Here is an 11,630-nt window from a genome sequence, read left to right on the forward strand (position 1 = left end):
GCCTGGTGGCCGTTGACCGTGAACGCGTCGCCGCACTGGTGCGCGAACTGCTCGGGGCGATCGGGGAAGACCCCGACCGTCCCGGTCTCAAGCTGACCCCGGAGCGGGTGGCGGATGCCTACTCGGAGTTCTTCGCCGGTATCGGCGAAGACCCCGCTGCGCCCCTGGCGCACACGATCTCGATCTCGCGAGGTCCGGCGCCCGAAACGCTGCCCTCGGGAGCGGTCATGGTGCGCGACATCCTGTTCCGCTCGGTCTGTGAGCACCACCTGTTGCCGTTTCGCGGTCACGCCCACATCGCCTACCTCCCGGGGGAGAAGGTCGTGGGGCTCGGTGCGCTGCCCAAGGTCGTGGATGTGCTCGCTGCGCGGCCGCAGGTGCAAGAGCGTCTGGCAGAACAGATCGCCGACACCATCTTCGAATCCCTTGCCGCCCGAGGCGTTCTCGTCGTGCTGGATGCCACCCACGAGTGCGTCACGATGCGCGGCGGGCGCCAGACGGATGCCTCAACGGTCACGATCGCGGCGCGCGGCGCCTACGAAGAACCCGTCGCGCGCGCGGAACTGATCGCGCTCATCGGAGCGAGCTGACATGTCGACGCTGGTGATGGGAGTGGTGAATGTCACCACGGACTCGTTCAGCGACGGTGGCCGCTACCTCGACACGGGCGCCGCGATTTCGCACGGTCTGGCGCTGTGGGCGGCGGGCGCCGACATCCTCGACGTGGGCGGCGAGTCGACGCGCCCCGGCGCCGAGCGGGTCGATCCGTCGATCGAACGGGACCGGGTCGTGCCGGTCATCCGTGCCCTGGCGCAGCGTGGCGCATGGATCAGCATCGACACGATGAACGCGTCCACCGCGCTCGCGGCGGTCGACTCGGGGGCGAGGATCGTCAACGACGTCTCGGGCGGTCTCGCGGATGCGGCGATGCTCCCGGCGGTGGCCGAAACGGACGCCGAGATCGTGCTGGGCCACTGGCGCGGCCCGTCTCGGGAGATGTACGCGCCTGCCCAGTACGCGGATGTCGCCGCAGAAGTGACCGCCGAACTCGCCGAGCGGGTCGCGGCGGCCCGGAGCGCAGGCATCGCCGCCGATCGGATCATCGTCGACCCGGGCATCGGGTTCGGAAAGCGCCCCGAGCAGAACTGGGACGTTCTTCGCGCCCTTCCCCACCTCGGTGCGGCGGGGCAGCGCGTCCTCCTCGGCACGAGCCGGAAGCGGTTCCTCGCGGAAGCTCTGGCCGAGGCATCCGTCGACGCGCAGCGGCGCTTCATCGAGCGGAGCACCGCGCAGCGGCGGTTCGCGGAGCGGACGGAAGCCGGCGCCGTACGAGCGGGCGCACAAGCCGATCCGCAGGAGCCGTCGAGCGCTGACGCCAGCGCCGCGACCGAGACCAGTGCCGTGACCGAGGCGCGGCGTGACACGGCGACGGCTGTGACGAGTGCGCTTGCCGCACTCGCGGGAGTGTGGGCAGTTCGCGTGCACGACGTCGCTGCGACCCGCGACGCCCTGCGGATCGCGGAGCTGTGGGGGGGACCCGATGTACCCGCTCGATGAGATCCGCCTCGAGGGGCTGCGGGTGTTCGGGCGCCACGGCGTCTTCGCGCACGAGCGCGAGAACGGCCAGGACTTCGTCGTGGACCTCACGTTGTTCGTCCGCGCCGACACCGCGGCGCGCTCGGACGACGTCATGGACACGGTGCACTACGGCGAGGTGGCGGAAGCTGTCGCCCAGATCGTCGCCGGGGAGCCGGTGAATCTCATCGAGACCCTCGCGCAGCGGATCGCCGACCGTGTGCTCGCCTTCTCGGGCGTGCAGATCGTGCGCGTGACGGTGCACAAGCCCCAGGCGCCGATCGCGCAGAAGTTCGCGGACGTGTCGGTCACGATCACGCGCGGTGATGCGGGGGCCGGCTCATGAGTCGGCGGCTGGCCGAGGGGACCGAGGGACCCCCGCCCGCGGAGGCGGCGCCCGCCGCGGAGGCCGTGATCGCCCTCGGCGCGAACCTCGGTGACCGACACGCGACCCTCGCGGCGGCGCTCGCCGACCTGGAGCGGCTTCCGCTGGTGTCGGCGGTCCGCGCCTCCGAGCCGATGGAGTCGGTCGCCGTCACTGTGGACGGTCCCGATCCCGACGCACCCGGATATCTCAACGCTGTCGCCATCGTCACCACACGCCTCGCACCGACGGTGCTGCTGAGCTATCTGCAGGCCATCGAGGACCGGCACGGTCGCGTCCGGCGCGAGCGGTGGGGTGACCGCACTCTCGACCTCGATCTCATCGCGTACGGCGACGTGGTCTGCGATACCCCGACCCTGACCCTTCCCCACCCCCGCGCCGCGTCGCGTGACTTCGTGCTCACCCCGTGGCTGAGCATCGATCCGGATGCGCACCTGGTCGGCGCGGGGCGCGTCGCCGAGCTGCGGGACCGACTTCGGGACACCCCGTGAAACGTACCGGTCCCGGCATCCTGATCGTCGCCGCCGTCATCGCCCTGTGCGGCGGCTTCCTCGTCAACCAGGTCCTCACCGCGACGGGGCGGGCGACGTTCACCCCGCTCATCACGCTTCCCGTGCTGCTGATCGCGCTGGGCGCGATCGTCGTCGCGCTCGCCATCCCGGTATGGCGCGCGTCCCGCGGGCACACCCGCGCCCCCATCAACCCCTTCCGCGCGTTGCGTATCGCGATGCTCGCCAAGGCGTCAAGCCTGCTCGGCGCGGCTGCCGTCGGCTTCGCGGGCGGATTGGTGGCGTTCCTCCTGACGCGACCGGTCGTCCCGCCGTTAGGCTCGATGGCGACCCAGTTGGCAACGCTGGGCGCCGGGCTCCTCCTGGTCGCGGCGGGGCTGGTGGCGGAGTATCTGTGCACGATCCGGAAGGACGACGATGACGAACAGCCCGGAGGCGTCGACCCCGGCTTCGGAGCCCACGAACACTGAGGCATCCGGCGTCCCCGGCGGCGAGCCCGCCGGTACGGCACACGGCGAGAGCGAGCCGGTTCACACCCCCGACCGCCCGGCGCACACGGCCGACGACGCCATCTCCGATCAGGGCACGTTCTCGGAGGTCCTCGAGCCCCGGTCGCCGAACCGGCTGCCGCTGGGGGATGGCACGTGGCATCAGCTTGCGCGGCAGTACGTGTGGGTTCAGCTCATCTCCACCGGTATCGGCTTGCTCCTCGTGCTCGGCGCGGCGCTGGTCGGCTGGCTCGCGTTCGGGATGTGGTGGGTGTGGATCCCGGCCGGCATCCTGTTGGTGGTCCTCGCGATCACGATTGCGGTCACCCCGCGACAGGCTCGCGCATACGGCTATCAGCTTCGGGACGACGACCTCGTCTTCCGCAAGGGCATTCTCTGGCAGCGGGTGGTCGCCGTGCCGTACGGGCGGATGCAGCTCGTCGACATCACCCACGGACCGCTCGATCGCGGATTCGGTATCGCGCAGCTCAAGCTCGTCACGGCGGCAGCCACGACGGGAGTGGCGATCCCCGGCATCCGGCAAGCAGCCGCCGAACAACTGCGCGACACTCTCATCGCGGTCGCCGAGACGCGACGGACCGGACTGTGACCGACGCCGCACCCACGCCGCCGCCGGCAGCGGAGGTGCGCTCGCCGCTCAGCGACGGCGAGTGGCACCGGATGCATCCCCTCACGCCCCTGTTCCGGGGCGGGTTGGTGCTCGTCATCGTCGCCGGCGTGATCGTCGCGAACATGCGCGACCGGCTGATCGCGATCTTCCTGCCCTGGCTCGCCCCCGGCTTCGAGGGCGGGTCGATCCCCGGGGATCCCGTCGACTACGTCGTCTCGCACAACCTGATCCTGGTGGCGACGCTCGGGGTCATCGCGATCGTGATCGTGCTCGTGGGACTGTTCTACCTCGGATGGCGCTTCCACAGTTTCCGGATCACCGACGACGACGTCGAAGTGCGCACCGGCGTCGTCTTCCGCTCCCACCGTCGCGCACCGCTGGACCGTGTGCAGGGGGTGAACCTGACCCGCCCGACGATCGCCCGCCTGTTCGGACTCGCCAAGCTCGAAGTGGTCGGTGCCGGCCTCGACTCGAACGTCAAGCTCGAGTACCTGTCGACGGCGAACGCGGAAGCCGTTCGCGCCGACATCCTGCGACTCGCATCGGGCAGGCAGCTCGCCGCCACCGGACAGACGCGCACGCGCCCCTCGGCATCCCAGACGGTGTCGGCGGGGATCACCGGCCTGATCGCGGGCGCCGAAGCTCCCGTCGCCGAGCCCGAGTCCGTCGTCTCGATCCCGGTGGGCCGGCTCGTGGCCTCGCAGACCCTCACCGGATCGACGATCGTCCTGGTCGTCGCGATCGCGGCCATCGTGACGGGCGCGGTGACCACCACGGGCTGGCTGCTGTTCGCGGTCGTGCCCGCCGTCCTCGGTTTCGGTGCCTACTGGATCCGCTCGATCACCCGGTCTCTGCGGTATTCGATCGCCCCGACATCCAGCGGAGTGCGGATCACCTATGGCCTGCTGACGACGGTCACCGAGATCATCCCGCCGGGCCGCATCCACGCCGTGGAGGTCACGCAGCCGCTGATGTGGCGACCGTTCGGCTGGTGGGCGATTCGCATCAACCGGCTCTCGGGACGCAGCGCGAGCGACAGCGCCAACGACCAGTTCGGCACCGTGCTGCCGGTGGGCGACCGAGCAGATGTCGAGCGCGTGCTCCGGCTCATCCTGCCTGACCTGGCCGAAGCGGACTGGCCGATGATCGTCGAGAACGGCGCGCTCGGGCCCGTTCCCGACGACCCGTACACGACGACGCCGCGCCGCGCCCGCCTGCTGCGACCGCTCTCGTGGCGCCGCAACGGGTTCTGGCTCGGCACCGATGCGTTGTTCCTGCGTCGCGGCAGGATCTGGCGGACACTTGCCGTCATCCCGTTGGCACGGATGCAGAGTCTCGAGATCAGCCAAGGACCGCTGGATCGGTCGCTGCGGGTGGCCAATGTGCGCGCCCACACGGTTGTCGGCAGAGTCTCGGGCAGCCTCGGCATCCTCGATCGCGATGACGCGCTCCGGCTCTTCGACGCCGCCGAGCGTGGCGCGATCCACGCCGCGGCCGCCGACCGCTCACACCGATGGGCAGGGGCGCAGTGAGCGACCGGCTGCGCGTCGGCATCATCGGAGCCGGCAGGGTCGGCCCTGTCATCGGTGCGGCGCTCGCGGGAGCAGGTCACGCGATCGTGGGGATCACCGGCGGGTCGGATGACGATCGCACGGCCGCGATCCTTCCGGGGGTCCCCACCCGGGACCCGCAGGATGTCGTGCGTGAGAGCCAGCTGGTTGTGATCGCGGTCCCGCACGATCAACTCGAGGGGCTGGTCGCGGGACTTGCCGAACTCGGCGCGTGGCAGCCAGGGCAGCTCGTCCTGCACACCGACCCGTGGTTCGGCACCGATGTGCTGGCCCCCGCGATGTCGCGCGGCGCGATCCCGCTGGCCATTCATCCGGCGATCGCCTTCACGGGCACCTCGATCGACCTGCGGACTCTGGTCGGGGCGTATGCCGCCGTCACTGCGCCCACGCCCGTGCTGCCGATCGCGCAGGCCCTCGCGGTCGAGCTCGGCTGCGAACCGGTCGTCGTCGCGGAGGCGCATCGGGCTGCCTACGCGGAAGGGATCGCCACCGCCACCGACTTCTCACGGTCGATCATCCGTCAGGCCACCGACCTGCTGCGCTCCGCCGGGGTCACCGAGCCCGGCCGTTACCTCGCGGCACTCATGCACACCACCGTGGACCACGCCCTCGTCGAGGCGGGGACCGACTCGGTTCGTCCACCCGCCGAGTGACGCCTCCGTCCGGCGCCGACGGGGGCGGCGGTGACCCGCGGATAGACTGGGCGACGATTTTCAAGGAGTCCCCCTCATGACCGACACACCCTCCGCCGCGCCCGCGGACGCCTCCTCCGAAGCCCCCGAGGACGACGTCTTCGAGCAGAAGGCGGTGCGGCTGGCCAAGCGCGAGCGGTTGCTGGCAGAGCGAGCGGATGCCGCCGGCGGCGCCTACCCCGTGAGTGTCCCGGTGACGGCAACCATCGCCGAGGTGCGGGAACGGTTCGCGCACCTCGAGGCCGGCGAGGAGACCGGCGAGACCGTCTCGGTCGCGGGACGCGTTGTCTTCAGTCGCAACACCGGCAAGCTGTGCTTCGCGGCGCTGCAGGCCGGGGACGGCAGCCGCATCCAGGCGATGGTCTCGCTGGGAGCTGTCGGCGAAGAGTCGCTGCAGCGATGGAAAGAACTCGTCGACCTCGGCGATCACGTCTCGGTGACCGGCGAGGTGATCTCCAGCCGGCGCGGCGAGCTGTCGATCATGGTGGCGCAGTGGCAGATCGCCGCCAAGGCGCTCTTGCCGCTGCCGAACCTGTATTCAGAGCTCAGTGAAGAAAGCCGCGTCCGCAGTCGGTTCCTCGATCTGATCGTTCGCGACCAGGCCCGCGCGACCGTCCTCGCCCGCGCCGGAGTCAACCGAAGCCTGCGTGACACGTTCGCCGCCCACGGGTTCGTCGAGGTGGAGACGCCGATGCTGCAGGTGCAGCACGGCGGCGCATCCGCTCGACCCTTCATCACCCACTCCAACGCCTTCGACACCGAGCTGTACCTGCGCATCGCGCCTGAGCTCTTCCTCAAGCGCGCCGTGGTCGGCGGCATCGACCGCGTGTTCGAGATCAACCGCAACTTCCGCAACGAGGGGGCCGACTCGACCCACAGCCCCGAGTTCGCGATGCTCGAGGCCTATCAGGCCTACTCCGACTACCACGGCATCGCCGACCTCACACAGGAGCTCATCCAGAACGCCGCGATCGCCGTCACCGGGTCGACCGAGGTGACCTGGGCCGACGGCACGGTCTACGATCTCGGCGGCCAGTGGGAGCGGATGTCGATGTATGACTCCCTCAACGACGCGCTCGAGGCTGCCTGGGGAGCAACGGATGCGGCGCCCCGCGTCGATGCGTCGACGTCGCTCGAGGAGCTGACCGCGATCGCTGAACGGTTCGAGGTCGACCTGCCGCCGCATCCGATCCCGGGCAAGCTCGTCGAAGAGCTGTGGGAGCACTTCGTCAAGCCCACGCTCGTGCGGCCGACGTTCGTCATGGACTTCCCCCTCGACACCAGCCCGCTTGTGCGCGAGCACCGCTCGATCCCCGGCGTCGTCGAGAAGTGGGACCTGTACGTTCGCGGGTTCGAGCTTGCCACCGGATACTCGGAGCTCGTGGACCCCGTCATCCAGAGGCAGCGATTCGAGGAGCAGGCGAAGCTCGCCGCGCGAGGCGACGACGAGGCCATGCGCATCGACGAAGAGTTCCTGCGTGCGCTCGAGCACGGGATGCCTCCCACCGGCGGTATGGGGATGGGGATCGACCGGCTCCTCATGGCGATCACGGGTCTCGGCATCCGTGAGACCATCCTGTTCCCGCTCGTCAAGTAGCGCTGACCGCACGCGGTCAGTCCTCGGGCTCGCCCAGCTGGAACGCCCAATCGGGCAGATGACCGGCTCCCACGAACGATCGCACGATCTCGGCCAGGCCGTGTTCGGGTTCGAGTTCGCTCGCCTGCCGGGCGAACAGGTCGGCGTGCGTCGATCTGCCCAGTGCCCACGAGAACCAGGCGCACACTGCCAGCGGCCCCGGACGCCACGACGACGGCACGGCACTGGCGATGTGGCGCGACAGGGCCAGTGCACGGCCGAGTCTCTCGGGTGACGGTCGCGGGCCCTCGCCCCACAGCCGCATCGCGATCTCGCTCGGGTACTGGTCACCGTCTTCCCACCGCGCCTGTGCCTGCGCCGCCTCATCCCCGGCGTCGATGCCGTCGACCCAGCAGATGAGCGCGATATCGCGCAGCGACGGTCGCCCCAGCGTCCAGGCCGCGACCGCGATCTCGAACGGGTCGAGCGTGGCCGGATCCGCGCTCAGCAGTCTCTCGACGAACGCCGGGAGATCATCGAGGAGACACACCGCGGCGAACCCCCGGGGATCGACCCGGAGAACACGCGCGGCCGTGTTCTCCGGGTCGGTGAGCGCGAGTGCTCGCACGGCATGGTCGAGGGACTCGCAGGCGGTCTCGACCGCTGCCGATCGGCCCGCGTCCAGGGTGACCAGCTCCGCGCCCGAGAACTGATCGGCCTCGGGCGGCGCGGTCTGCTCGATTCCGGGAGGAAGCTGCGCCGAGGTCGGAACCGTGCCGGTCTCGGCGGTCGCGTACGATCCCCATCGACCGCCGGTCACCCACAGCGCTTCGACGATCCGCACGCCACAGGCCTCGGCTCGCCGTTCGACCCCCGCGATCAGGGCGCGAGCCGGGGCATCCGTGTCGCCGTAGACGACGATCGCGCACCCATCCGCCTCCGGTACCCGGCACACCAGCCCGATCATCGTCGCGGCGATCTCGTCGGCGCGATCGTCGTTCGGAGGCAGGTCCAGACGCAGCGCCCCGCGGCTGCGGCCGCGCCGGAACGGCACGAGCACGACGCTGCGCTGCGGCAGGAAGCCGAGGAGGCGGGGGACGACGGTGAGGAACTCGGCGGGTGAGGTCGCGTGGATGATCGGAGTCATGGCCACGAGCCTGCGCGTCGGCGGCGCCCCGGCTGTCGACTCTCCCCGCGGAGGGGGATAGGCGGCGCTCGGCGCGGCCTGGGGAGAGAGGGCCGCGTATCCTGGAGAGGTGGACAGCTTCTGGGTGGCGGCGCTGTGGGCGATTCTGCCCACGATCGTCGTGACGACCCTGTTCTTCTGGGTGCTCCGCAGCATCATTCGCGCCGACCGCAACGAACGGCGCGAGTACGCGCGCATCGAAGCCGAAGAGCGCGCCGCGCGCGGATTGCCGCCGGCGCCCGCCGCATCCGAGCAGTGACCCCCCTTCCCACTACGCTGGCGTGAGAACGTCTCGGCGAAGGGAGCGGACCCATGGGGCCTGCGGAGCTCGTTCCGTTCACCTCCGGTGACATCGACGTCACGATCGACTTCCCCGACCTGGCGTTCTGGTGGCTGCTCGCGGTCTTCCTGTTCGACGTCACCATCCGTGTCACGGCGATCATCGTCATCCCGCGCAACCGCCGCCCGACCTCGGCGATGGCATGGCTGCTCGCGATCTACTTCATCCCGATCGTCGGCGTCCTGCTGTTCCTTCTGATCGGAAACCCGCGGCTGCCGCGCAAACGGCGTCAGCAACAGGAGCAGATCAACACCGCGCTGCGTGAGAACGGCGAGAGCGTCTCGGTCGGAACCCTCCGGCCTGATGCGCCCCCGTGGTTCACGAGCCTTGTGGCTCTGAACACCAACCTCGGGGCGATGCCGCTCACGGGCGACAACCAGGCCACCCTCATCTCCGAGTACCAGGCGAGCCTCGACGCCATGGCCGATGCGATCCGGCTCGCCGAACGCTACGTGCACGTCGAGTTCTACATCCTGCAGACGGATGCCTCGACCGACAACTTCTTCGCGGCCCTCGAGGAGGTCTCGGCGCGCGGCGTCACGGTGCGGGTGCTGCTGGACCACTGGGCCAACCGCGGCAAGCCGTTCTACAAGAAGACTCTCCGGCGCCTGGATCGGATGGGCGCCGCGTGGAAGCTCATGCTCCCGGTGCAGCCGCTGAAGGGCAAGTGGCAGCGGCCCGATCTGCGTAACCACCGCAAGCTTCTGGTGGTCGACGGCAACGTCGCGTTCGTCGGCTCGCAGAATGTCACCGACTCCACCTACAACCTGAAGAAGAACATCAAGCGTGGCCTGCACTGGGTCGACCTGATGGCGCGCGTCGAGGGCCCGGTCGTCTCGTCGATCGATGTGGTCTTCCTCTCGGACTGGTATGCCGAGACGGGTGAGGTGCTCGCCGATCAGGTCGACCTGGCATCCGTTGCGTCCTTGGACGGCAACCTCGACTGCCAGATCGTGCCTTCCGGGCCGGGGTTCGAGTACCAGAACAACCTCAAGCTGTTCATGGGGCTGCTCTTCGCCGCCCGCGAGAAGATCATCATCGTCAGCCCGTACTTCGTGCCCGAGGAGTCGTTGCTCCTGTCGCTGGTCACCGCGTGCCAGCGCGGAATCCACGTCGAGCTGTTCGTGTCTGAAGAGGGCGACCAGGCGATGGTGTACCACGCGCAGCGCAGCTATTACGAGGCGCTGCTGCGTGCGGGCGTGAAGATCTGGATGTACCGGAAGCCCTACATCCTGCACTCCAAGAGCCTCACGATCGACGACGACGTCGCCGTCATCGGCTCGAGCAATATGGACATGCGCTCCTTCGGGCTGAACATGGAGATCTCGATGATGGTGCGTGGCGAGGAGTTCGTCGCCGAGATGCGCCGCGTGGAGGCCGAGTACCGAGCGCTCAGCCGCGAACTGACCCTCGACGAGTGGTTGAAGCAACCGCTCAGGTCTACCGTGTTGGATAACCTTGCCCGTCTCACCTCTGCACTCCAGTAGCAGCGCTCGTCTAAGGAGCATCATGAAGCGCCGTGTTCTCGCATCCGTGGTCCTCGGCGTCGCAGCCGCTCTCAGCCTCACCGGATGCCTCAGCAGCTCGGACGCCCCTTCCGGTCAGCAGATCGACGTCGAGGCCGCCTGGCTCGACGACGGCCGGATCATCGCGGTCGTGACCTCCGGTTCCAGCACGTGTGTTCCCACGGCGGAGTCGGCGGAGATCAACTCCGACGGCGCCCTCGCGGTGGAACTGGTCGAGCCGGATGCCGACACCGCCTGCACACGGGATCTCGTGCCGCGCGCAACTCTTGTCACCGTGCCAGACGGGGTTGACCCCTCTGAGGACCTGGAGATCTGGGTCACCGGCGACGGCTACTACGGCGATGTGTCTCTCGCGGGCGTCGAGGGTCTCGCAGGCCCCGGCGGCACGACCGACTACGAGCCCACCGCGGGCTGGACTCAGCAGCAGGGCCAGTTCGTCATCCTCACGTGGGGGTCCTCGGGGTGCGTGCCGGTCGTCGAGACTAGCGAGGTCACCGACGAGGCGGAAGTGACCGTGACCTTCCAGGAGCCGCCGGCCGACCAGGTCTGCACAGCCGATATGGCACCGCGCACGAACTTCGCGTTCGCCGACGGCCTCTCGGGCGTCGAGGACGTCCAGCTCGTGCTCAGTGGCGACTCGATCGACGCGACGATCCCGATCTACGGCACCAGCGACTGACCGGCTCGACCGCCCGCGCGGTGTGCGGCAACGGAGCGGACGGGCGTCTTGCCGCATCCGCTCGATTGCGGCATCCGCTCGATTGCGGCATCCGCTCGATTGCCGCAACACGCCGTGGGGCCGGTGCGAGCCGCGCGGTTTCCGGCAACTGAGCGGACGGGCGTCTTGCCGCATCCGCTCGATTGCCGCAACACGCCGTGGGGCCGGTGCGAGCCGCGCGGTTCGCGGCAACGGAGCGGTCTGACCGGTCCGGCGCGTTCTGTTCGATTGCCGCAACACGCCGTGGGGCCGATCGCGTTCGCGCAGATAGCGGCAACTGAACAGGCCCGCGCCGACTGCGTTCGTGTCCTCCCCAGCGGGCAGCGGGTGCACACCTTTCGTGGGCGGGGACCCGATGCGGCCCGCCGTGCGGACCAGGTGCGACCGTGTTCAGATGCCTCGCCCCGCACCGCTTCCCGACGCGCTCACACCA

The 11,630-nt window shown here is 69.5% G+C and carries 13 protein-coding genes; 12 read left to right on the plus strand and 1 reads right to left on the minus strand.

From position 1 onward, the window contains the following. The first annotated feature begins 5 nt into the window (after positions 1-5). The 9 genes from folE to lysS all read left to right on the plus strand — a co-directional run bounded on the left by folE (position 6) and on the right by lysS (position 7,448). Entirely contained in the window at positions 6-590 is a 585-nt protein-coding gene (gene folE / locus ACSGC5_RS10015) for a GTP cyclohydrolase I (protein ID WP_434970477.1), read from the plus strand. A 1-nt stretch (position 591) separates the two neighbouring features. Then, positions 592-1,557 (plus strand): dihydropteroate synthase, encoded by a 966-nt coding sequence (folP, locus tag ACSGC5_RS10020; RefSeq protein WP_434970478.1) that lies wholly within the window; start codon positions 592-594, stop codon positions 1,555-1,557. Continuing rightward, positions 1,541-1,921: a dihydroneopterin aldolase gene (folB, locus tag ACSGC5_RS10025; protein WP_434970479.1), complete on the plus strand. Its 381-nt coding sequence runs from the start codon at positions 1,541-1,543 to the stop codon at positions 1,919-1,921. Before folP ends, folB begins: the two co-directional genes overlap by 17 nt. Continuing rightward, the gene (gene folK / locus ACSGC5_RS10030) at positions 1,918-2,451 is read left to right on the plus strand and encodes a 2-amino-4-hydroxy-6-hydroxymethyldihydropteridine diphosphokinase (protein ID WP_434970480.1); all 534 of its coding nucleotides are present in this window, start codon (positions 1,918-1,920) and stop codon (positions 2,449-2,451) included. The genes folB and folK overlap by 4 nt, the downstream gene beginning before the upstream one ends. After that, positions 2,448-2,939, plus strand: coding sequence for a DUF3180 domain-containing protein (locus ACSGC5_RS10035; protein WP_434970481.1), 492 nt, complete (start codon positions 2,448-2,450; stop codon positions 2,937-2,939). The genes folK and ACSGC5_RS10035 overlap by 4 nt, the downstream gene beginning before the upstream one ends. A 100-nt stretch (positions 2,940-3,039) precedes the next feature. After that, the gene (locus ACSGC5_RS10040) at positions 3,040-3,567 is read left to right on the plus strand and encodes a PH domain-containing protein (protein ID WP_434970499.1); all 528 of its coding nucleotides are present in this window, start codon (positions 3,040-3,042) and stop codon (positions 3,565-3,567) included. Further along, entirely contained in the window at positions 3,564-5,120 is a 1,557-nt protein-coding gene (locus ACSGC5_RS10045) for a PH domain-containing protein (RefSeq protein WP_434970482.1), read from the plus strand. Before ACSGC5_RS10040 ends, ACSGC5_RS10045 begins: the two co-directional genes overlap by 4 nt. Further along, complete coding sequence (locus ACSGC5_RS10050; protein WP_434970483.1) at positions 5,102-5,812, plus strand: DUF2520 domain-containing protein; 711 nt, start codon at positions 5,102-5,104, stop codon at positions 5,810-5,812. The genes ACSGC5_RS10045 and ACSGC5_RS10050 overlap by 19 nt, the downstream gene beginning before the upstream one ends. Before the next feature lie 76 nt (positions 5,813-5,888). Continuing rightward, entirely contained in the window at positions 5,889-7,448 is a 1,560-nt protein-coding gene (lysS, locus tag ACSGC5_RS10055) for a lysine--tRNA ligase (protein ID WP_434970484.1), read from the plus strand. A gap of 16 nt (positions 7,449-7,464) precedes the next feature. Here the strand turns inward: lysS and ACSGC5_RS10060 are convergent, their stop codons facing one another. Beyond that, a complete protein-coding gene (locus tag ACSGC5_RS10060; protein ID WP_434970485.1) occupies positions 7,465-8,574 on the minus strand; it encodes a DUF4192 domain-containing protein in 1,110 nt (369 codons plus the stop codon). 109 nt (positions 8,575-8,683) lie between these two features. Here ACSGC5_RS10060 and ACSGC5_RS10065 point away from each other — a divergent pair, with 109 nt between their 5' ends. Genes ACSGC5_RS10065 through ACSGC5_RS10075 form a run of 3 tightly spaced genes read left to right on the plus strand, consistent with a single transcriptional unit; the run spans position 8,684 to position 11,158 of the window. Then, entirely contained in the window at positions 8,684-8,872 is a 189-nt protein-coding gene (locus tag ACSGC5_RS10065) for a hypothetical protein (RefSeq protein WP_434970486.1), read from the plus strand. Between the two features lie 53 nt (positions 8,873-8,925). Further along, the gene (gene cls, locus ACSGC5_RS10070; protein ID WP_434970487.1) at positions 8,926-10,440 is read left to right on the plus strand and encodes a cardiolipin synthase; all 1,515 of its coding nucleotides are present in this window, start codon (positions 8,926-8,928) and stop codon (positions 10,438-10,440) included. Between the two features lie 22 nt (positions 10,441-10,462). Further along, positions 10,463-11,158 carry a hypothetical protein gene (locus ACSGC5_RS10075; protein ID WP_434970488.1) on the plus strand — a complete coding sequence of 232 codons (696 nt, stop codon included), beginning with the start codon at positions 10,463-10,465 and terminating at the stop codon, positions 11,156-11,158. The last annotated feature ends 472 nt before the right edge of the window (positions 11,159-11,630 follow it).

It is taken from the genome of Microbacterium sp. bgisy207, from assembly GCF_965345035.1.
Classification (GTDB): domain Bacteria; phylum Actinomycetota; class Actinomycetes; order Actinomycetales; family Microbacteriaceae; genus Microbacterium.